We start from the raw sequence: 23073 nt of genomic DNA on the forward strand, positions 1-23073 counted from the left end.
ATCACGCCTCCTCCGCCTGGATAATCCCGTCTTCGGCGCGGATTTCGCTGTCGGGCGGAAGGTGGGCGATCGCGAGCGCAATGGCCTGAAAACGGCGTCCTACCGCAACGATGGTCTCCTGAGCTATCTCGTGAGAATCATAAAACAGTGAAATGGCGAGCCGTTCCGCTTCGGGGAACAAGCACAGCACCGTCTGGTGGTTGCTGCCGCTGACGATATCCGTCACCCGGAACGTAAACGGCAAGCGCGGATCCTTCTGCGGTTGCGGCATGTTTTCAAACACAAACAGGCTGCCGAACGGCGAAGTGGGCACCCATTGTTCGTCGTAGCGGTTCAGTTCGGAAAAGGCGTACTTCTGCCTCAGCGTCTGGGAATCCGCGATATCGGCCAGCAACGCATAAATGGGCCGGCGGCGAATCGCCTGCAGGCGCAGCACCGGGCTGGCGACACACAGGCCAAACAGCGTCTGCACCTGCTCAATATCCGCCGGGCGCTCGCTCATGGTCGTACCGATCGCGATATCGTCACAGGCCAGCGCTTCGGCCAGCGCCAGCATCCAGGCCAGCTGCGTCAGTTGATTGACCGTGATCCCCTGGCGCCGGCAAAACGCGGTGAGGCTTGCCGCCTGTTCCGCGGTGAATTCCGCGCCATATTGCCGCATGCGTCGCCCCTGCGGCGCGGCATCCGGCGAAGCGCTCAACGGCAAACGTTGGTTGACCGGAGCTCCGCGCAAATAGTCCGCCCAGAACGCCTGCGCTTCGGGATCGTCGCCGTGCGCGCGCACATAAGCGGCGAACGGCTCAAATCGGTTAATTTCCAGCGTCGGCGCGCCCCCTTCCAGCAAGGTGAGGTAGTCGTTGAACCAGTGTTCGAACAGAACGCCGAGGGACCAACCGTCGAACAAGATATGGTTAAAGGTCTGCACCAAATAGTGCTCATCGGCGTTCAACTTGATCAGGCGCCAGCGGATCAACGGCGGCGCATCCAGCTCAAACGAGGTTTCTCGTTCCCGGGCCAACAGCGCTTCCATCCTTTCTTCCAGCGAGGACGGCGGCGCATCGGTCCAATCCTCGATCGCGATCGGCGCCTGCAGCGTCTCGCAGATGAAGACGTTGGGCCGCCCACGGCGGGTTTGATCGCCAAACCCGGCGCGCAGCATTTCAAATCGCTGCAGCGCCAGCGACCAGGCCTGGTTCAACACCTCCGGCTGCAGCGGGCCGGCCACCTCATAAACGGCCTGATCGATCTGATACTCGCGGTTAAGCCGGTTGAAATACATCAGTTCCCGCTGCGTGACCGTAGCCTCGAAAACGGCGGCGATGCGATGACGTTGCTGCCAGTGGTCCAACTCGGCGAGGCTGACGTCGGCATGGGGGAAGTCCCCCGGGCTGGCGAGGCGAACGCCCTGGCTCGCCTCGTGGCAACAGTGTTCGACCAGCGCCGACACGCTCTCCCTATAGTGCGAACCGATCCGGGCCAGCGTCGCCTGCGGCAATAAGCCCGACATCACGATGCTCAGCCGGTCGCCGTGCACGTAGAGCACCAGATCCAGCACATTGTCGCTCGCCGGCAGCGCGCCGTTTTCCAGATCCGCCGTTTGGTCGATCAAGGCCCACAAGGCGTCGTCAGTCTGTTCGTTAAAGACGCCGAGATAGTTGAATGAAATGGCCGGCAAGCGGTGGCGCCGCAGACAGGCTATCGCTTCGTCGTCCGACGCTGAACCGTATTTCAGCGCCGAATAGCCGATGCCGTGATCCGGCATCTTTCTTAATGTGTCCTTGATGGCGCGCAGCGTGTGTTTTGGGCTCTGATGCGCGGTGATGCGCAAAGGCAGTAAGGCGGTGAACCAGCCGACGGTGTCGTCGAGCTGGATCTTATCGTCATTGATATCGCGGCCATGGTGTTCGAGCGTCAGGTAACTGTCCGCACGGCCATGCCAGGCCTGCAGCACCGGCGCCAGCGCCGCCAGCAACACATCGCGGGTCGAGGTACGGTAGGCCTGATGACAAGTGTCCATCAACAGCGTCGTCAACGCCGCGTCGCACTCTAAGCGGCAAAACGCCGGACTCTGCGCCCCCTCGCTGAGCGTGGCGTAATCGGGTTGCCCGGCGATCATCGCCAACCAGTAAGCGCATTGGTCATGCCGGCTCGCCGCGTAGTGCCTTAACGTCTCGCCCCACTGCCGGTAGCTGGTGCCTTTCGCCGACAGCGATTCCCCCTGATGCAATCGTCGCATGTCTCTGACGATGATGCGCCAGGACACCACGTCGATGATCAGATGATGGAATGCGCAGAACATCAACGCGTAGCCGGGCGCGCTGCTGTCGAAAATGTAGACGAAGCGGCACAGCGGCCCTTCTACCGGATCAAACCCCGATTGCCATTGATGCAGAAGTTCGGCGCGGCTTTGGCGACAAAGCGCCAGGTCATAGTATCCCCATGAAGGGCCGCCGTCGGCCACCGACAGATAGCGCTGCGCGACCAGCGCGCCGGCATCGTCGGCGCTAAACCGCGCGCGCAGCATGTCATGGCGCGACGCCAGCCCGTTCACCAGATCGGCCACGCGCTCGGCGGACATCGGCGGCACCCGCACCAAAAAAGTCTGGTTGAAGAAGGCACGATGTTGCGGCGGCTGCTCGTTGTACCAGCGCTGAATCGGCAGCAATTCGAATTCGCCCTGCAGCTCGCCCTGTTCATTGAGCGGCGCAATCGCGTCCCGTTGCTGCAAGATGCGCTTGGCCAGCGCCCGCGCATTCCGGGTTTCGAACACCGCACGCGAGTTGCTGTGATAGCCCGACTTGCTCAATTCGCTGGTGAACACGATGCTTTGGATCGAATCGCCGCCCAGACGAAAGAAGTCGTCATCCACCCCAACCCGTTCAACGCCGAGGATCTCCGCCCACAGGGCGCAAATCAACGCCTCCAGCGCATTCTGCGGCGCGGCATATCGCTCGCTTTGCGCGAATTGCGGAGCGGGCAGCGCCGTGCGATCCAGCTTGCCGTTCACCGTCAGCGGTATCTCATCGAGCGCGACATAGCTGGACGGCACCATGTAATCCGGCAAGATCCGCTCCAGCCGGGCGCGCAAATCGGCAGGATCCAGCGGCTCGCCCCGCGTCATCAGCACATACGCGGCAAGGCGCTTGCTATCGCGATGGACGACATCCACCACGACGCATTTCTCGACGCCCTCCAGCGCATTGATCGTATTTTCTATTTCGCTGAGTTCAATTCTGAAACCGCGGATTTTCACCTGGCAATCGTTTCTGCCGAGATACTCCAGATTGCCGTCGCGCAACTCTCGCACCCGATCGCCGCTTTTATACAAGCGTCGCCCGTTCAACGTAATGAAACGCTCTTGCGTCTGCTGCGGCTGGTTGAGATAGCCGCGCGCCAGCGCGTCTCCGCCGATATACAGCTCGCCGGCCAGCCCTGGCGGCAACGGCTGCAGCCAGCGATCCAGCACATGAAGTTCGCGCCCCGGTATGGCTCGCCCAATCGGGATGCTGCTGCGGGTTTCGTCCGCCGCGATGGCGTACATCGTGGTGAACGTGGTGCATTCCGTCGGGCCATAGCCATTGATGACCTGCTGCGGGCGGTTGGCTTGCCGCACCAAGCGCTGCATCAGCGTGGCGGTCAGTGCCTCCCCGCCCACCAGCAGACAGCGCAGCCCGGCGAACAGGTCGGGGTGACTGAGGTAAAGATGATCGAACAGGCTGCGCGTCGCCCACAGAATCGATACCTGCTGCCGACGCAGCAAGGCCTCCAGCTGCGGCACATCGCCGGCGATATCCTCCGTGTCGCGCACGACGACCAATTTGGCGCCGTTGAGCAATGCGCCCCACACCTCGAACGTCGCCGCATCGAACGCCGGGCTCGAGAGGAAGAGCAACACGTCATCGGGCGTGACAGCGATGCCGGATGCGGTCGCCAACCCGCACATCGCGTGTTGCTCGAGCATCACGCCTTTCGGGGTCCCCGTCGATCCCGAGGTATAGATCACCGCGCCGAGCCGGTCGGCGCCGGTGACGGCCGGCAGATTCTGCCGCTCGTGCGGCAGGCGGTTCAGATCGCCCAGCGTGAGGACGGACACGGCGTGCGGCATCATCGCCGCCAGCGCCTCGGCGGCCGACTGCAGGCTTTCCCCAGCGATGAGCACCGGCGCGCGCGTTTCTTCGAGAATATGCCGAATGCGCGCCTGAGGATAATTGCAGGAGAGCGGCACATAGGCCGCACCGGTTTTCAGCACCGCCAGCAGCGCCACCACCATTTCCAGGCTTTTCTCGCTGTACAGCGCAATCAGCGTGTCCGCCTGAGGGGCGACCCCGGTCAGCGCTTGGTAGCGGAGCGTGATTTCGCGCGCCAGGCTATTCGCCATGCCGTTCAGCTCACGGTAGCTGACATGCAGCCCCTCAAACTCCAGCGCAATCTTATCCGGATAACGCAGCGCGATCGCCTCAAACCGGGCGCTGAGGGTTTCTCTCGGCAACGCGGGGGCCGCGTCGTCATCTGGCGGCATGTCGGCGGCGGGATAAAAGGCGAGGTGGCGTAAAGGCGCGTCAGGCGCGCGCATCGCCGCTTGCATCAAGCGCATGAAATGTTCCGCGCAGTCGCGCATGTCATCTTCGTCAAACATGTCCTGACGAAAACGCAGCCGGAACTGCAAGGCATCGCTGTCGGCCCGATCCTCATATTCCAGGGAAAGCGACGCGCTGGCCATATCGTGGTTGGCTTCAAACAACGGCGAAGTGGCGCAATCGGCCAGCGCCAATGCCGCATCGCGCAGGTTGGTCTGGGCAAAGGAAATCGGCATCGCGCGGATCCCCAACGCCTGCACCACCTGTTGCGTGGGCAGTTGGTTAAACCGTTGGCGCGAGTGCGGCGCCGCGGCGGTAATAAACGCCAGCGCGCGTTGATAAACGGCGGCGAAGCCTTCGCCGTCACGCAGCGCGAGGGGCATCACGCTGGTGTTGACATGCCCGCCAAGCGCAAATCTTTGCCCCTTTTTTATCGACACCGGATAGCTGATATAGACCGTTTCCTGATTGCCGCTGCGCGCCATCAAGATGCCCCACAGCACCAGCAACGCCAGAAAGTCATTTATTCGCCGTATTCCCGCGCCCTGTTTTAGCGCTTTCCATTGCGCTTTGGGCACCTGGAAACGCAGCTCGGCCGCCTCATCGTTTCGCACGGCGCCGCTTTTCTCAAAGGGCACGTCTATCGCGCCCAAATTTGCCGCTTCGGCCCGCCAGTGCGCCAGCGCTCCATCGGCGGCCAGTTGTTCCACCTCGCGCTGCAGCTGCCGGTTGATGGCGGCAATCTCGGCCGCCTCGAGGCGTGTCGATAGCCGCTGTTGACCATAGTACTGGCTCACCAATGAGAAAAACTCGTCGGAAGACGCGCCGTCGATCACCAGATGATGGCCCACCAACGCCAGGGTATAGCGCCCCGGCCCCTCGGCGAAAAGCGCCCAACGATAAAGCGGCCCGCGGTAAATGTCGAAGGGCTGGCGAATCACTTGGGTCAGCAGCGTGCGGTCCGTGTAATGCTGCAAAGGATGGATTGCGTCATTGCGACGCCAATACAGTTCGCCATTCCGTTCATGAATATGGCTGTTCAGCAGGACATGATCTTGCACCAGCGCATTCAGCGCAGCTTGTAATCTGATGGGATCCAGCGCGCCCTCAATACGCTGCAGCACCAATACGTTGTAATTACAGCCCTCTGGATGGCGGTCATATTCATCGATAAAAACTTTTGAATAGGGTGATACAGGAATCTCTTCCATGACAAACACTCCATTTAGAATACACGTGCCCTGCTTAACGGCGATCCATGCGGCATACCCAAACCTCTTTCGGCATCAGCTCGCTTATCTTTTCTGAGTAATAACCGATCAGCATGTTGATGCGCTTTTCTGCAATGACCTCCGCCGCCTGAGCGCAAATCGACTTGTAAAAACCAATAGGGATCATCACTTTGCAACGGCTATGCAGGTGCCGACAAACGCCGATGGCCCAGGAAAAACACTCCCTGGAGGGATTGGAAATATCCAAAAGTTCGGCACACTCACTGGAACAGCCAATCACAGCGTAGAGATTGCCTTTATTAATATAATGAATTTTATGATACAGAGGATGTTTTTCAATATATTCAAATGCGCGATGATCTTTTTCTCGCCCCAGATTATTGATAAAGCTGGCCTGCCGCGCTTGGTCGCCCTCGGTAAAACGAAAGGCCATAAACTTATCAGGCTTTAAGGTTAATTCGACGAAGGGATAGATTTGCGTATTGGTCGTTAAATACTTTCTAAAAATCTTTTCATAAACCCTGATCTTCCTGTCATCGGAAAAGCAGATATCCGCCGCCACATCCGAACGCCTGGCCTGCAGGAAAAAATCTTTCAAGACGGTGGAGGATTTGACCTGACGGTGGATCCCAAGATCGCCAAGCATATTGACATTAAAGGATAATTCATTGATTTTAAAAGGATAAAAACTGGATACAAACATCCCGAGATAACGTTCTTGATCCTTGTAAAATATGCCCGTTTTTTCCATCGGCGCCCCACAATGCGGATCGAGCAAATGCTTCCAGTGCAGGAAACGCTCACCGCCCAAATCTCTGCCATAAAGCTCTTGCAATAATTTGAAATGATTATGAGAAACCGCTTCTCTCACAAAGACAGCCATGTTTTATCTCCCTATAAAACCGATTCCATGCCGGGCGGAAATCAATAAAAGATGACCGCTCAGCGCCGCTGATAATACGGCGCCGGACCGTTCGCTTCCTTTCCCTGATTAACAAGAGTCGCTGTGCATTTTTAACCAGCGCAAGAATTCAATATTATTATCGATGTTCAGTTTTCTCATGGCCGAACGTTTATGAATGCTCACCGTTTTCGGGCTGATGCCGAGCAACATCGCCGTTTGGTTTTGTGAATAGCCCAGATGGATTAAACGGCACACTTTCCCCTCGCTAAAGGTCAACTGGGTACGACAACGCGGGCAATAGCTTGAAACCAAACTATTTTTCTTGCGATAGCAGAACATGACCTTGTCCACGATCGCCGCCACGCTGTCTTTGCGCGTAATACTTCCGGCTTCCAAATTGCAATGAATTTTAGGGAATGTCTTTTTATGCTCCAATATTGAAAAATAGAGCGGAATAGAAGAAAAGTTGCCCTGCAAAAGCTGGGTATGACAAAAATTTATGGACACCCGCTTGTCCGGCGCCCTGAATATGATGTTGGCACGTTCTTCTCCCGTGATCTTGGCCTTAATGCCATTCGTGAGAAAACCTTCTTGCAAGGCAAGACTCAACCCCAGCTTGAAGAATTGATTTTTATCCACAATAGCGATATTGACGCGCTCCATTAACAAACCTCCCTTTTGACTACGCTTGCTCACTCTCCTTACTGCAATATCATTGCTGTGATTATTTTTTGTTTTAACGTGCTTTTTAATAAAAAAGCGTTATAGGCGAAGCAAAAAAGACCTTGCCTCGCAAAAGTGCATTTTATATATAGGGTTATATAAATCATCTGCCCTGGAGAGCATACAAAAGCAAGACGCGGTAAGCTGCCGCGCTTCGCAAGGGAAATTGTTATCGTAAGATATATTTATAAGGCATCATTGCCATCAGCATCACGGTGCTAAGATTTTTCTCTGATACGTTAATTTTACTCCAAGAGCGCAATATATCCAGATAAATATCGAAAAAACACATAATATAGAACATAACATTGCGCGACATTGATTGTTAAGAGAATCCGTTTATGCATTAGGAATTTACTTATGATAAAGGCAGGATAATGCTTTTTTCGCACGAGTCGGCGGGGTCATCGCAGACCCTATTAAACAGAGTATAACCATATTCATTTTATTGTAAAAAAATTGCATAAAAAAAAGCTACACTTTATGGCAGTAAGTGATTCCCGCCCTTTCATGTAGACGGCAACAAAAAAGAAGAAGGCGAACCCATCGGCCGCCCGCGCAAGAAATGCCTGGTAGGAGTAAAGATTTTTCTGGAGTGATGCGCAGCGTAGAAAGATAACGCGGCATCGTTGACGAGCGGGATGAATTATATTTTTTTGATCCTCATCAATTTTTTAGCCTCCAGGCAGGAAACCAACCCGAGGTGATCTTTTTTTAGCTGCTTGTCGCTCCCAAGAGGAAGAATGACTTTGAACGTTTGCAACTTACCGTGATTATTATAGATATCAAAGACTATCACCGGCGGGCCATAACCCAGGATCATGCAGTCTAAAAACCGCAGAACGGCGCAGCCCAAGCGGCTCCTGGCCTCCCGGATGATTTTATCCGCAAGCTCATCATACCGGAAAGGTCTTTCCGGCGTCGTCAATACCTTCATAAGGTCTCCCTTCTGGTATATATCATTCCGATTTAAAATAATAACCTCATAAAACCGCCACCGTTCAAGGCGAGTGAGATATAAAAACCCAGGCTTCGGCAATATATAATCTAACGATGCAAAATCAATCTAACAAAAAACACAATAGTATAAAAAAACAGCGCGAGTTTTATTGAAAAAATGACCTGATTTGCAATAATGAAATTGCCTGAAGTAAAGGGCTAACTGAAAAAGGAGTTTCAATCATGAAAGAACTATCCGCAGTAGAAATTGAACAAGTTAACGGTGCTGGTTTTTTTGGTGACGTAGGCACACTGATTGGCAGTGCGGTAGGTACAGGTATTGATACCATTTCCGCGATTGCCGGTGTTAACCCGGATGCCAAAACCGTTGTCGGCACCATCGGTAAAGGTATTGGTCTGGCCGTCGATGCGCTGATTTCCAGCGGATTGCAGATCATCTCTAAACTGTAATAACAACTCATAATCATCCCTTCCTATTTTTTAATTCGCTTCATTTTAAGCACCTTCGCGGGTGCTTTTTTTTACATCAAAGAATCAAAAAATAGATAAGGTCAGAAAAACCAATATCCAAAAAAACAGGCTGGGTATCACCATGATAAAAAAACCCATGCGTTTATTGGCGTTTTTGAGCATCCAGTCATAGATCATCGCAACACTCCTTGTGAATACCAGGAGGCATTTCCGCCTCCCGGTATTTTATCCATCGAGTTTTTGATTACAGTTTCGGCACTTTGGAAAAGAAGTCCGCCATTTCGTGCGGGAACCCTTTCGCAATCGCCGGACGAAGATCGTCCATGGAAACATTAAAATCTTTCGGCTGCTCGCTCGTTTGCATTTTTTGGTGTGCGTTCACATTCGATTGCAGACCATTAAAAATGCCCTTCATATTGCCGAACATATCATCGCAAGATTTTGTCACATTACTCATGACCGACTTGGCCGCATCCGGCCCCGACATTTGAATATTGCTGACGCCTTGCATAAACGGTTGACTCAGCGACGATTGGGAATTGGTGCCCAAATTGCCGCCGGCCTTCATGGTTTCTAAAATTTTGGCTGGATCTAACATGTTTATCACCTCTTTACGGTTGTGTTTACATCGCTTTCGGGCACGAGAATCCTCGCAACGCCCGTGACCAAAGTGGGAAATCTTTCATCGTCGAGCGCAATTCCAGTTTGAGCACGCCCACCACCGACGACATCGACATCGTCAGCTCTCGCCTGTCGCTGGCGAGCGGCACGGGATTGCTGGCGTCGAACATTCGGAACAAGGCCCAAGGCCCGTCGAAACTGGCGACCTGGATCTGGCCGGTGCCGGTACGGAAGGTGAGTCGAACATAGCTGCCGCCTTTCGGGCCCGGCCAATCGATACGGGTAGGCTGGCTGAAGCCATGGCTGTAGTTAATCACCTGCCCATCGATATCCAGGGTCGCTTCCGTAATGGTCGGCGTCAGGGACAACGGCCTGATGAACATGGAGAAGGACAGCTTGTCGCCGGCGGTGAAGAAGGTATCGCGGATCAGGCGGGCATTTTCAAACGCGCCCAGCGTGCTGGCATTGACGATCCCCTCTGAACCCGGTTTGGCATTCCATTTCTGCGCGTTGACGTCCACATAAGGGGCCAGGTTCTCATCGAAGAACTGCTGCATCGCGCCGCTTTGGCCAAACATGCGCGAGAAGTCCTCGATGCCGACCTCCGCTCTGGCGTTGCGCGAGAACGGATAACGCCCGCTGATGCTGCTCTTGCACAAGCCGGAGGCCAGCGACGAAGCGCCTTTGCTCAGGTTCTTTTGGCTCTGCTGAATAGTCTGGCTGTCCCCGACCTGCAACAGATCCATCATCACGCTGCGCACCGGTTCCGGCTGGCGCGCCGCATCCAACTGCAGACGCTTCAGCGTGCCTCCGGCGGGCACCACCTGGCCGCCGCGCAGCGAGGTGGACAAGGTGGTCAACTGGCTGTACAGCGCTTCGAAACTGCGGCTCAGCGGATCGTTGCTGGCGTTGGTGGTCTGCAACAGCTGATAGCCCAGACGGCGCAGCAGCTCGAAGCGATCTTCCACCGCGCGTTCCGGCGTGAGACGAAAACGCGCGCGCTCGCCGGAAATCTCGCCGAGGATGTCGCGCCGCTGCTGCTCGATGCGGTTGCGCTGGCGATCGAACCAGCTTGCCGCATCGCCCTGGTTGGTGCCGGTCATGCTGGTTTCGCGCGCGGCGAAGCGCACCAGATTGGCCAGCGGGGAAGAAGGGTCGGACAGTTGACGCGCCAGGATCGCCGCATCCTCAAGCCCGTTGACCGGCCGGGCGCGCACGTCGCGCATGAAAGCATCCCATTTGTCGGCATACTCGATGAGGTATAGCTTCCTCGCCTCGTCGGCCAGCTTCTGCGCCGAGGCCAGCGAGTTCACCGCGTTTTTCCCTTCCGCGCTGTCGCGCAGCACCCAGGACTCTTCTTCGATCATGTCCTTGGCGGCGTCATCGAGCTGCGCCAGGAAAACGTCGCGATAGCTGGCGCGGGTATAGAATCCCGGCACGGCGGTATCGGTGACCGTCGCCTGGCTCTTGCGGCGCAGCATCAAGGAGACGTTCGGCCCGGCGGCGTCGGCTAACGAAATATCGTTGATCGCCGCCGGCAACGGTTTCTCTTCGATGCGGCGCACCACCCGCACCTGCATCGGAATGTTCATCGCTTTCACCCGCGCCAGGCGCAGCAGATCGCCGTTCATCTTCATGACCGGCGCGTCCGGCAAAGAGAACATCTCCCGCAGATGGTAAGCAAAGATGCCTTTGTTCATGTCGGTGTAACCCTGCGGCATAAAGGTTTCCCAGCGCGCCATGAACCAGTCGACCAAGGCTTCGGCGGAGCGGTGCGAGGGTTCGCCCATCATCAGGTACACTTTCAGGGTGCCGTAGACGTCCTTGTTGGACGCCGAGACGTCATTCTTGAGTTCGTCGGCGATATAGTTTTCCACCGCCGGCCAGAAGATCTGCAGCAAATGGCGTTGGTAGGTTTTTTGCGCCGCGCTGTTGATCAGCTTGTGCTCGAAATAGGGATTCGGCACCGGCGACACTTCGCCGCCCAATTGCGCGTTCATGTACCCCAGCTGCTCATAGGCGGAAATGACATCGTCGCTGACGCGGTTAGTCACCGGAATTTCGCGCACGATGCGCTTTGTCTCATCGAAGCGCGCCGCAATGTAGGAGATGTAATCGCTCTCCCACAGGTAACGCATCGCCAGCAGGTTAAACGAGACCGCCAACAGAATGAGCACCAGCACATAGCGGCCCAGGGAGCTCATGCGGCTGCCGAGCGGCCTGGCGTGCGAAGACTGCTGCATCACCCCGCGTTCTTGCCGGGCGTAATCCAGCTCCGGGTGGTAAATGCGCCCGGTCGGGCGAGCTTCATAGATATCCGCCGCTTCCGCGTTGTAGATCGCCCCCTGCGGCGGCAAGGCGATGGTGCTGCCCAGCCACACCTGCTGCAGATGGCAGGCGTAGCCCACCGGCGTTTGCGGGAAGATCTGCTCTAACAGGGAATACAACGGGTTGCCCAGCGACCCGAGCGATTCGGTGAAGAACAGCAGCTGTTGGCGGTTTTGGCCGTCCGGCGCATCGTGCAACAGTTCGAGCACGTGATGGCTGACGCGCGCCACCATCTCCCGGTAGAGGGTTTCATACTGCTCGAAGGGGGTTTCTCCCTGTTCGGCGCGGTTCAGGCTGAAGCCCATACCTTTTTGCAACAGATCGTCGCCCAGCATGGACAGGAAGGTCTCGCCGCCGACCAGTTGATCGAGGTGGCTGATGGTGAGATAGACCGGCAGCTCGCTGCGGAACCACGAGGCCATCTCCAGCAGGCGCACGCGCAGCGCGTCGGCGACCGACTTTCTCTCCGTCAGCGAGGCGTGCAGCAACCAACGCGCATCCAGACACAGCATGATGCCGTCGATGCCCGGATGGCGGCGATGGCGGCGGATCAGTTTGAACAGGGTGTCGCGCGCCCTGGCGCCCTCTTCCCCCAGGCCGTTCAACTGCAGCCATTCGCCGGAGGTGTCGACATACACCGAATTCTCCGCCAACCACCAGTTGCAATCCTGGGTCGGCCCCACGTCCACCGTCTGCTGCAGGCCATAGTGCTCGGCCAGCAAGAAGCGTTCGCCGCTTTCGCCGATCAGCGAGGTTTTGCCGCTGCCCGGCGGCCCGATGACCAGAAACCACGGCTTTTCGCTGACGTAACGGCGCGTCAGGCGGTATTTGAAGCGCTGCCAAGGGGTGCGCTGCTTCGCCGTGCCGACGTACTGCAAGGTGCGCAAGGCGTCGTAAAAGCGCGAGGTCACGCGATCTCGCTGGGCGGTCTTGCGTTTGGCCGGGGCCGGCGCTCGCGCGTGGCGGAACACCCAGGATAAGAACGTCGCCACGAACGGCCACAGCGCCCAGCACAGGATCAGCGCGATGATGATGCCCCTGACCCAGACCGACAGCAGCGGCCGATAGGTGCCGATGGCGATCAACGGCCCAATCCACCACACCACCGCACACAGCAGCAAGGCAATCACCAATATGAATGATCTACGTATCATATAATTTCCTTATTATCTCTACGCCGGCGGATGTCTTAGTTATCCTCGGGGACCTCGGCGGCTACCCCTGCCTGATTTAACGTTGCAGACGGTGAAGCCATCTCCCTCTCGCCGATTTTCCAAAGGATGTCCACGCGGCGGTTGCGGCGGCGCCCTTCTTCCGTCGCGTTGTCGTCCAGCGGCTCCTGATCGCCCTTGCCGACCGATGTCACGGTGCGGTTGTATTTACTGTTGGCCAAGGATTCGCGCAGCTTGTCGGCGACCGTCTGCGCGCGAGCCTCGGACAGTTTCAGGTTGGAGTTGTTGGAGGTGTTGCGATACGGTTTGTTGTCGGTATGCCCGATGACCTCCAGATCGCCCGGCCACGGCGCCAGCGCTTCCCCCAAACGCTCGATGTTGCGTTTCTTTTTAAACTCTTCCGACAGCTTCGACTGCCCGGTGGCGAATGCGCCGTCGGAGGTGAAGATCAACAGCCAGCCGCGCGGATCGGCACGCACCTCCAGCCACCCTTCGCTGAGGATTTGCGGCAGCGGCTGCGGCAGCGTCTCCATGATGTTGATTTTGCGCGGCTGCGGCGGCGTCCAGGCCAAAATGGCGTTGCGCAGCGCGCGGGACTGATCGTGCAGATACCAGGCGGCCGAGGCATACGCCAGCAGCGCGATGGCCAGGCCGTAGCACAGCAGCTTCAGCGGCGTGATGCGGGTCGCCTTGCGCACCACGTTGCTCGGCTCGGCATCGGCCAGCGTCTGCGTCGGGTTCTGGCTGTACAGATAGCCGTCAAGACGGTTGCGCACGTCGGCCAACAGCACCGCGCCGCGTTCCATTACGTGGTATTGCCCTTCGAAGCCCAGCGACAGGATCAGATCGTAAAACGCCAGGATCTCCTTGTTGCGCGGCGAGGCGGCCAGATAGGCCTGCAGGTGCTCGAAGCACTTTTCCCCGCCCCAGGCGTCGCGATAAAACTCCACCAGCAGGCTGAGATTCAGTTCGCCGGATTCGAGCGTGCTCATGCAGCACTCATCCACGTAGGAGCACAGCAGATAGGCCAGCTTGTCCACATCGCTCGGCGCGATGTGATCCGCCAGCAGCGTCTGCTGAAATTGTTGGATCTCGCGCACGATCTGCGCGCGCACCGCGCCCGGATTCAGCTGTTTCTGATCGCGCACCCGCTCCACCTGCAGCAGGACCGGGATAGCGGCGGCGATCAGCGGGTTGTCCCAATGGCCCATCATCACGCCGGGCTTGCTCAGCGCGGCGCGGCCGAACAGCCCGCTCGAGGTCGGCGCCGCCTCGGCCGGGCGCTCGCCCGGCGCGGGCTCGCTGCTTTCCGGCGCAACGCTTTCCGCTTCATAAGGCTTGGGTTCGGGGGGCGTCGCCACCCCGGCGCTTCCCGGCCGCAGCTTGGCGGCCAGCGCCCGCGCGCCGAAGGACAGCGCGGCGATCTCCGCCGTCGTTTTGCCCACCGAGCCGGACGCGGGAAGGCGCGGCGTCGCGTTGTTGCGCGTTACCGCCATCGCCTCGCGTATTTTTCTCTCGAATTCGTTCATCCCACCCTCCCTTGCCTTAATCCCCAGACGTCAAAACGCAGGTCGGGGAAATCACCCACGATGCTGAGCGCCATCGCCGAGCCGGCCATCATTTCCTTATAAATCGGGTCGGCATGATCAACCTCGAAATAGATGCTGTTCGGGTAATACGGTATGTGCCGCGGCGGCGAAGCCATCGGCAGCAAGCGAGCGCCCGGTAATTGCAGATCGATCAGCTGAATGATTTTCTCGACCGGCCCCAGTTTGACCTGCGCGGGGAAATACGAGCGCAGATGCTCGATGGACAAACCGCAGCTGACGGCGAACACCAGTTTTTCCAGGCGCAGCTGCGAATCGTTCGGGCACAGATAAATGCTGTCGCCGCGATCGATAAACGGCAACGCCACCGCCGGCGCTTCGATCACCAGCGACAGCGCGCGGCGAATCGAGGCGAACAGTTGGAAGTAGCAGTTGTGCGGTTCATCGTGCAGATACACCAAATCAGCCCGATCCCAGAGGCGTTCGCCGCCGGGAATGATGCTGAGCCGCCCCAGCAGGCTCAGCAACGTGTCGAACAGGGTTTCAGGATGCACCTGCGGGCTGGCCAGCAGTTGGCTGATGCGCAAATTGAACTCGCTCAAGGTTTGCAGCAACAGCAGTTCCAGCAGCTCGGAAAGCCCGCCGATCGTCATATGCACGTCCGGGCGGAAAACCGACTCCAGACGCTGGCTGATCAGCCCAAGCAATTCGGTGGTGAAAGCGGGCAGCCAGCCGATGGCGCGGAAATCCAGCATCGGCGGCAAGGCGCGCTCATCCAGCAGCACCCGACGATCGCTGGTCAGCTCGCGCACGAAACCGACCGGCAGCACGCTTTCCGCGCTGCTGACCGCGTCCTCCAGGCTTAGCCGCGTCACCAGGCTGCCCAGCTGCATCGTGCACACGCGCGGGGTCCCTTCCAGGCTGACGCCGTGGTTGCGATCCGGCACCTCGGCGTCCATGGTGCGAAAACGGCTGCTTTTTCGCGCATCCTGGATAAGATCGATCTGGGCATTGCCGGCGATGTCCATCAGCACGGACAGGCACACCACTTTCCCCTGGCAGCCTTCTCCCAGCACCAGCGGCGGCGGCAGCGGAATATCCTCAGGCATGCTGAACGCCGTGCCGTCGGGGAAAACGCCCTTGGCTTTCTTCAGCGCAAACTTGCCCTGTTCCAATAGCCCGTTGTCGATCTCCAGCGTCAGGAACCCCCAGGTGAAGGTTTCGACGCTGCGCAAGCGCGCTTCAATCAAGTGCTCGAAAAAACGTTCCTGCTGCTGGAAATGCTGCGGTTCCATCAACATGCCTTCTACCCAGGCGACGCGTTGTTTAGGTAACATGTCATTCATCCATTTTGTCGTTAGTCACTATGCTGAGTGACGTCATCCCCACCATCACCTTCATTTGCGAATCAGCCTGCGCAGGGGACTTTTGCTCGGCGAGCGGCAACACGCCGCTGATTTGCTGAAACTCCGCCCCGACGACGACCCATCGCTCTTGCCCCGCCGGCACCTCGAAGCGATAACGCAACGTCTCCCTCGGTTGCAAAATGCTCTGGTGCCGGCTCAGCGCCCCTTCCGACGGCGCCGTCTCGCGGCAAGGGGCGCCGTCGCCAATTCCCTCGGGCATCCACCCCGAGCGATTGGTTTCTATCACGCACACCTTGACCGGCTGCGCCTCCCCGGCGGCATTCGGGTTCACGTTGTCGTTGGCGGTCACCTCGACGTCGATAAACCGCAACCGACGCCCCGCATCCGCAGCCTCATCGTGAGAAAACCAGCTGCATCCACCGAGCATCCCCACCGCCAACAGTCCCCCTGTCGCAATCCCCCGGAGCGTTTTCACCATGCTGAACTCCTACGCATTAACAAAACATTTGGTCTGGCTCGGCGCGACCTGAGTGGCGACCATGTTGTTATTGTTCGTCGTGCTGGAATCGCCTAGCCGCGTGACCGGCATGCCGCCGGTGAAATACTTGCCCGATCCCTGCACCGGCTGCATCTGGGCCGAATGCGTCCCGGAGGCGGCGCCGATCACCCCGCCCGAATCGACGGTGGCCGCGCGAATGCTGCCGAGATTCTGTTCATTGCCGCCGCAAAGGAAATAGTTAGGCACGTTCGGTATGCCGGTGTTGTTGGGCGCGGTGTTCGGGCCCGGCGCCGGTATCATCGGGTCACAGCCGGCAAAGCTGATCCCGGCCATGTTGTTATTGGCTGCAGTCATGGTGGTTTACCCCATATGTATCTGGCCGCCGTCGATCTTCAGCACCGCCGAAGACTTCAGGGAACCAATTTCACTGTTGATGACGAGGGATTGCCGCGCATCCTGAATGATGTGCTTGGCCAGCACCTCGTCGGTTTCCTCCACCCGCCGACTCGCGTGCTTGCTGCGCACAAACAGACGTTGAGAGATTTGGTGCAGCGTTTCGGCCACCCAACGGCTGCTGCGCGTCAGCAGCGTGAAGTGCGGGCTGCGCAGCGTCAGCCGCTTGCCGCCCTGCAGCTCGATCTCCGGCGCCACGATGCGCAAGTTGGCGCAGCGGCTGTCCAGCGTCATGACGGCGTTCGCCTGTTGCCGCGACAGGATCTCGGTGATGACCAACTTGTCGCCGTCGGCGATGACGCAAACGCGATCGCCCGCCAGCGGCTGAACCAGGCAACTGGTGGCGACCGCCAGACAATGCGCGCGCATGCCGTCGACATACAGACCGCCGTTGGCGTCGGCCGCCAGCGTCACCACCTTGCGCCCCCCTTGTTCGGGAAGCGGAGCGCTGCGCACCAACTGCAAAGGCGTCACCCTGGCGTTGGCATAGACCTTCTGATGCTCTCTTCTGGATTTATACATATCTGCTTACTCCTGTTGGCCGTTGATACGACGGTTGCCGCGGCCCCGGTTGTTGATGCGCATACCAGGCGTCGATCGCGCTCAAGAACGGATCGGCGGTAAGCGGCACGTTTTCGGCGCGATGACGCTGCGCGCCATGCAGGCGAGCGCTCTGTTGCTGAGCGGCGGTCAACGGCTGTTCGATCAGGTTCGCTTCCCGCAGCTCGGCCTGCTCAAGATTGGCTAACGCCAGATCGCACGCCCTGAATTCCGCTTGCGGCAAGATGGCGCGCCCCCAGTTGGCGCCGCCCATCGCACATTCGCTGAACCGGGCCTTCTGCCCCTGCGCCAGGATCAGCGTCGCGCGCTCGAAATCGCAGCGCAGCGCCTGCGCTTCAGCGAAGATCGCCGAGGTCAGATCGCTGTCGGCGAACGAACACCCCTCCAGCTCGCTGCGGTGAAAACTGGCGCCCTGCAGCTGTAGCTGAGCCAAAGTGCAGCCCGACAGGCGGCAGGTGAACCAGATGCGCGCCTGCCCCGCGATCGTCTGCCAGCTGCACGTCTCCAGCCGGCAGCTCCCCATGATGTGGCGCTCGAGGGTCGACGCCTGCCACAGGCACTGCGTGAGCTGGCAGGCGTACCAGTTGGCGTCCTGTATCACGTCCTGGTGAAACATCAGGTTGGTCAGGGTGCTGGACTGCACGGCCAGATGCCCCAGGCTGCTGCGTTCAATTTCCGCGCCGTTGACCTCGCACCGGATCAAACCGCAGTCATCCAGCAGACAATCGCCGACGTAACACCCCTGCAGCGTGGTGTCGTTGCAGGCCAAATTGCACAGCAGCCCCTGTTGCAGCGTCAGGTTCTCAAACCGGCATTCGTTGAACGACAGGCTTGTCAAGTTGCCGCCGACCACGTTGACCTGCTGCAGGGTGCAGCCCTCAAAGCGCACCGCCCGCAAATCACAGCCTTCAAACGTGACGCGTTCGAAATGACAGTCGATGAAAAAGCAGTCGCTCAGCGTCAATCCTTTCAGCTCGCGATCGTGGAATCGGCGTTTCTTGAAGAGCCGCGGCATGGGCGGCGTCTGCGCCACCGCCTGGGCGACTTCCAGTTCGATCGCCTCTCGATCAGGCAGCGCCTGTTGAATCACGCGGCGTTCAGTTTTCATGCGCATAGTCCCCCTGAATAATTCTGCGCGGCACCCAACACGCGCGCTCCAGCAGGCAACCGCTGTATCGCGTGCCGGCGTCCTGCCAGGTCATCGCCAGATTTGCCGCCGCCAGGTTGCACTGGTCAAATTCCGCATCGCGCAGATCGGCGTTATAAAACAGACCTTGCTGAGCGCTGCTGTTTTGCCAACGTGAGTGCGTCAACAGGCTGTCTTTGAACCGCGCGCCGGCCAGGTCGCAGCCGGCGATCGCGCAGGCCGTCAGATCGGCCTCGTCAAAGTTGCATTCAGTGAAAACGCTGTACAGCAGTTGGCACCGATCCATACGCGCCGCTTTCAACCCCACTTTGGTGAAACAGCTATCGCTGAACACGGCGTGGGAAAAGTTCACCTGCATGCCCGCCGTCAAGCTCTCGACGCGGCAGCGTTCGACGCGCACGCCGCGCCAGTTGCCGCCAAGGAACGAGTTTTTGGTGAGCGTCATCTCCAGCGCAACCGCCTCTTCGGCGAGGCAGCGGTTAAACACGCACGCGTCCAGCTCGCCTTGCAGAAACTGCGCGCGGATCAGCGTCGCGCCATTAAACATGCCGTTACCGATCGCCGCGTGTTCAAAGCGGCTCGCGGTGAAATCGCCCCGCTCGAAAACGCAGTTATCCAGCTTCACGTGGTCGGCGCGCAGGCCTTGCCCCTGAGGCTCCGCCAGCGTCACCCGTTCGAAGACCGTCTCTTGCCATACGCTTTCCGCCAGCAACGGCTTTTGCAGCGTGCACGAGATCATGCGGATCTGGCGCAGCGCCGCCTGCGTCAAGTTGACCGCATCAAAAACGCAGTTTTCGAAGGTGCAGCCGTCGAGGGAAGCCTGCGAGAAATCGCAGCGCTCAAAACGGCACTGCAGAAAATGCCTGCCCGACAGCGCCTCGCAGCGCAAACCGGTGAAGGTCTTCCCTTCCACGGTCGCGCTATCGGGGAAAAACGCATCATTGCCGTCCTCGGCGGGAAGCTCCGGCAAATCGGGCAACGTCACGGAGGCAGGCTCCGCCGCCGTCTGTTGCTGGTGCAAGGCGATCGCCTCGCGGATGCGTTGATAGAACACGGCGGAATCGCCCAGAGAGGTGGGCGACGGCTCATAACGCAAATCGCTGGGGTGATCCGACACCGCCTGGATGACGTTCAACCCCATCTCCGCCGGCATCAGATCCGGATCGAACAAAAACTCAAAGGGCGAGGCGTCATCGTCGCTGCGCTTGCGGAATACCTGTTGGAAATAGTCGAAGGAGCGCGGCGCATCGCAGCGATCCAACGCCAGCATGACGGACTCGATGGACTCGTCCAGCAGATGCGTCAGCGGCGCATTGCCGGTGAAGATAAGCAAAGCGACGTCGCTGTCGGGCAGGAACCACAGCGTTTTGCGCTGCAGCTCGATTTCTTCGAGGCTGTCGCTATCGTGACGGCGCATGAACGCCCGCCCGTGCACCGCCGGCAGCTCGCCGCGAATCGCCTCGCTTTGCGCGCCGACGCCCTGCAGCTCGAAACGCACCCGATCCGGCCACGCCGCTTCCGGCAACCACTGCGCCGGCGGCGCCATCTGGAAATAACGCCGATCGATAGTGGCCGGCAGCCCGGGGAAGGCCGTCTCGAGATAGGCTTTGCCGGCGATCTGGCCCGCCACCTTATCGATATGCGCCTTGCGCAGCGCAAACTCGTGCGGCACCGGCGCCGGCGCCGCCAGCGGAGAGCGCTCCTGCGCTGTCCCCTCGGCGGACAGCGTCATCAGCAGCGGCCGCAGCCCGTCATTGCAGCCGCGGCCAAACGGGTTCTCCTTGTTGTCTTTGCCACCCCAGGCGGAGGTGTGATCCAGCGGCACGCTGAGGAAGGGTTCCACCTCCATCGCGCCGCGCCGTCCCTCGCCCTCGACCCGCCAACGGCGCTTCAGCCCGCCGATGTCGGCGCTGACATTCAGCGTTTTCACCGGCTGACCGATGCCGGCATGGCCGGCGATCAGGTATTCGGCGAACGGCTTCGGCTCGGCAACATCCAATATCGGCAGGCTGAGCGGCACGCGCTTCCATGCCTCCCAGATTTCGGCTTCGTTCACGAAGTGTTCCGGCCGGGACAGGTAGCACCCGGCCACGACGCTGATGCCGAGCCGGCTGTCTGTCCCGATCTGGTAACTTCCTTTAATCGCCACCAATTGCTGTGGCCGTATGATTCTCATTGCCGCGCCTCGTTAGTTTTTGCTTTGCATCCCGACTTTTTTCAAATCGACGCCGGTTTCGGACAGTGACGCGCCGGTATAGCTGATCGACACCCCTGTCGTGCTGGTGCTGCTGCCGGTATTGCTGACGCTGCTGCCGGTATTGCTCACGCTGCTGCCGGTGCTGCTGACGCTGCTGCCGGTGGTGCCGACGCTGCTGCCGGTGGTGCTCACGCTGCTGCCGGTGGTGCTGATGCTGCAGCCGGTGGTGCTGGTCGACGATCCGGTGGTGCTGATGCTGCAGCCGGTGGTGCTGGTCGACGATCCGGTGGTGCTGACGCTGACGCCGGTAAAGCTGGTGCTGCTGCCGGTCTGGCTGGTGCTGACCGTGGTGTAGCTGTTGCTTTCGCCGGTCATGCTGTTGCTGATGCTGGTGAAGGAATTGCTTTCACCGGTCATCGAGTTCGACACGCCGGTGCAGCTGGTGCTCTGCCCGGTAAACGAGGTGCTCAGCCCGGTGAACGAGGTGCTCACGCCGGTAAATGACGTGCTCACGCCGGTGAATGAGGTGCTGACGCCGGTGAACGAGGTGCTCACGCCGGTGGCGGAGAGACTGACGCCGGTCAACGACGCGCTGACGCCAGTGATCGATGCGCTGAACCCGGTGATGCTGAAGATGTAATCCTTGTAAGAAACGTGGTTGGTGAACCAGTCGGTGAAGGTGCGGCGGATGATGTCGAACTTGTCCATCCCCACCTCAGTGGCCTGGTTGCGTTCCACCGTGGTTTGCAGATCGCGCTCGGCGTGCAACATGACGCGTTCGTTGTTGCGGTTGTCATCGAAGGTCAGCTGGCTGGCATGCTGCGGCTTGCCGAAGCGCAGCGAACGCGACACCATCCCCGAGTAGTTGATGTATTCAGGCAACTGATAAGGCGGCGGGTTGTCGCCGTTATAAACGATACCCGTCACCATCGGGCGATCGAGATCGCCGTCGACATAGGTCACCAACACTTCCTGGCCGACGCGCGGCATGGCGATCACGCCCCAGCCTTTCCCCGCCCAGGCCTGCACCACGCGGATCCAGCAAGAGCTGTCCTCCTCGGTGGTTTTGTAGCGATCCCAGTGGAAATGCACGCGGATGCGCGCAAATTTGTCGGTATGCACTTCGGAGTTGGGCGCGCCGACCACGGTGGCGCTCTGGATGCCCGGCATCTGCGGCTTTGGCGTTTCGCGCAGCGGGCGGAACGGCACGTCGTCATTCAACGCATTGAAACGGCAGGTGACGTTGCGGCCGTCGCTGCTGCTGTCCGGGCCGTCTTGCACGAACACATAGTCGCAGCGGGTCAGTTTAAAGCGGCGGTTGCGGTTGGCGTCCGGGTGCAAAATCAAGGAGAAATCCTTGCCGGCCATCAGCCCGACGGCGTTACTCTCGCCAAACAGCAGATGGCCGTCGCTTTGCATTTCCTCAAGGCGCAGCCGCGCCAGGTTTTCACCGCGTTCGGTATCCACATAACCCGCCGCGTAGTCGTACCATTCCAGCGGGGTGTTCTGCAGGCCGAGGCGGCTCTCTTCCACCTTGGTTTGCAGGTTCTTGCGCGGGTTCTGGAAGTCGAAGTCGCGCAGCACGATTTCATTCGGGCGCACTTTACGGGAACGCTGGATGCGCTGGATCCCTTCGCGGATGGCGCGGTTTTCTTCGCTGTCCGGCATGAACGGCAACACGGCGTAACCGAAATCCAGATCGTCGAAATTCTGCCGGTCGGTGATCACCAGCGTGTGTTTATCCTCGGCGTGATCGAAGTAATACCAGATGCCTTCGTCTTCAAGCAGGCGGCTGATAAACGCGAAATCCGTTTCGGAAAATTGCACGCAATATTCACGCGTCGGATAGGTGCCTTCAATATCCAGACGGTAGTCGGCAAAACCGTAGCGCGAGAAGATTTGCTCGATGATGTCGAGCACGTTCAAATCCTGAAAAATGCGGCTGTTGCGGTTCTGCATCAAAAACCACAGCCAGGTGCTCAGCTCCAGCTTATAAACGAACTTATCCTGATGCTGCCCCGAATCGGAGGCGCCGATCACGTAAGCGTAAAACGGCCGCGCGCCGAAATCCGGCCTTTCTATTTGAATGCTGATCCCTTGACCCAGCAGAGATTCATAATCAACGTCCGCCTGTTCACATTCGAATTCGAGCGTATATTGCGAGTTGCTCGACAACCCTTCTTTGGTGGTGAAGCTGAGTGGAAACGCATTTAATTCGGCTAACACCGGGTTATCAATTTCGATTAAAGGCATAACAACCTCTCTGATCCGATATCGAACCCCGCCCCGCGTTTGCGGGCCGGCGGCAAATTAA

15 protein-coding genes are annotated in these 23073 nt (G+C 58.8%); 1 reads left to right on the plus strand and 14 read right to left on the minus strand.

The genetic code is table 11. The features are described from left to right. Position 1: 1 nt before the first annotated feature. The 4 genes from ACSBQV_RS11195 to ACSBQV_RS11210 all read right to left on the minus strand — a co-directional run bounded on the left by ACSBQV_RS11195 (position 2) and on the right by ACSBQV_RS11210 (position 8373). A complete protein-coding gene (locus ACSBQV_RS11195) occupies positions 2-5788 on the minus strand; it encodes a non-ribosomal peptide synthetase (protein WP_099782173.1) in 5787 nt (1928 codons plus the stop codon). A 34-nt stretch (positions 5789-5822) separates the two neighbouring features. Continuing rightward, positions 5823-6692, minus strand: a complete 870-nt coding sequence (locus ACSBQV_RS11200; RefSeq protein ID WP_033650782.1) for a hypothetical protein — start codon at positions 6690-6692, stop codon at positions 5823-5825. Positions 6693-6800: 108 nt separating this feature from the next. After that, a complete protein-coding gene (locus ACSBQV_RS11205) occupies positions 6801-7376 on the minus strand; it encodes a helix-turn-helix transcriptional regulator (RefSeq protein ID WP_004935315.1) in 576 nt (191 codons plus the stop codon). 706 nt (positions 7377-8082) lie between these two features. Beyond that, entirely contained in the window at positions 8083-8373 is a 291-nt protein-coding gene (locus ACSBQV_RS11210) for a hypothetical protein (RefSeq protein WP_004935318.1), read from the minus strand. A gap of 245 nt (positions 8374-8618) precedes the next feature. On the opposite strand from ACSBQV_RS11210, the gene ACSBQV_RS11215 reads away from it, so the two are divergent. Beyond that, positions 8619-8846, plus strand: coding sequence for a hypothetical protein (locus ACSBQV_RS11215; RefSeq protein WP_004935320.1), 228 nt, complete (start codon positions 8619-8621; stop codon positions 8844-8846). Positions 8847-9111: 265 nt separating this feature from the next. Here ACSBQV_RS11215 and ACSBQV_RS11220 read toward each other — a convergent pair whose 3' ends face one another. Genes ACSBQV_RS11220 through vgrG form a run of 10 tightly spaced genes read right to left on the minus strand, consistent with a single transcriptional unit; the run spans position 9112 to position 23012 of the window. Next, positions 9112-9465, minus strand: coding sequence for a DUF6277 family protein (locus ACSBQV_RS11220; protein WP_033632662.1), 354 nt, complete (start codon positions 9463-9465; stop codon positions 9112-9114). Positions 9466-9490: 25 nt separating this feature from the next. Next, the gene (tssM, locus tag ACSBQV_RS11225) at positions 9491-12970 is read right to left on the minus strand and encodes a type VI secretion system membrane subunit TssM (RefSeq protein ID WP_033643653.1); all 3480 of its coding nucleotides are present in this window, start codon (positions 12968-12970) and stop codon (positions 9491-9493) included. A 35-nt stretch (positions 12971-13005) separates the two neighbouring features. Beyond that, a complete protein-coding gene (icmH, locus tag ACSBQV_RS11230; RefSeq protein WP_033643654.1) occupies positions 13006-14517 on the minus strand; it encodes a type IVB secretion system protein IcmH/DotU in 1512 nt (503 codons plus the stop codon). After that, a complete protein-coding gene (tssK, locus tag ACSBQV_RS11235) occupies positions 14514-15872 on the minus strand; it encodes a type VI secretion system baseplate subunit TssK (protein WP_021505816.1) in 1359 nt (452 codons plus the stop codon). Before tssK ends, icmH begins: the two co-directional genes overlap by 4 nt. Position 15873: 1 nt before the next feature. Further along, entirely contained in the window at positions 15874-16380 is a 507-nt protein-coding gene (locus ACSBQV_RS11240) for a type VI secretion lipoprotein TssJ (RefSeq protein ID WP_033643655.1), read from the minus strand. Positions 16381-16389: 9 nt separating this feature from the next. Beyond that, complete coding sequence (locus ACSBQV_RS11245; RefSeq protein WP_046896502.1) at positions 16390-16755, minus strand: PAAR-like domain-containing protein; 366 nt, start codon at positions 16753-16755, stop codon at positions 16390-16392. Between the two features lie 6 nt (positions 16756-16761). Continuing rightward, entirely contained in the window at positions 16762-17376 is a 615-nt protein-coding gene (locus ACSBQV_RS11250) for a DUF3540 domain-containing protein (RefSeq protein WP_033643657.1), read from the minus strand. Further along, complete coding sequence (locus tag ACSBQV_RS11255) at positions 17369-18523, minus strand: pentapeptide repeat-containing protein (protein ID WP_232095693.1); 1155 nt, start codon at positions 18521-18523, stop codon at positions 17369-17371. Before ACSBQV_RS11255 ends, ACSBQV_RS11250 begins: the two co-directional genes overlap by 8 nt. After that, on the minus strand, positions 18513-20738 hold the full coding sequence (locus tag ACSBQV_RS11260; RefSeq protein ID WP_168177251.1) for a DUF2169 family type VI secretion system accessory protein: 2226 nt from the start codon (positions 20736-20738) through the stop codon (positions 18513-18515). Before ACSBQV_RS11260 ends, ACSBQV_RS11255 begins: the two co-directional genes overlap by 11 nt. A gap of 12 nt (positions 20739-20750) precedes the next feature. Further along, entirely contained in the window at positions 20751-23012 is a 2262-nt protein-coding gene (gene vgrG, locus ACSBQV_RS11265; protein ID WP_099782177.1) for a type VI secretion system tip protein VgrG, read from the minus strand. Between the last annotated feature and the right edge of the window lie 61 nt (positions 23013-23073).

Origin of the sequence: Serratia sp. B501, assembly GCF_051172315.1 — a bacterium.
In the GTDB taxonomy this organism is placed as follows: Bacteria; Pseudomonadota; Gammaproteobacteria; order Enterobacterales; family Enterobacteriaceae; genus Serratia; species Serratia ureilytica.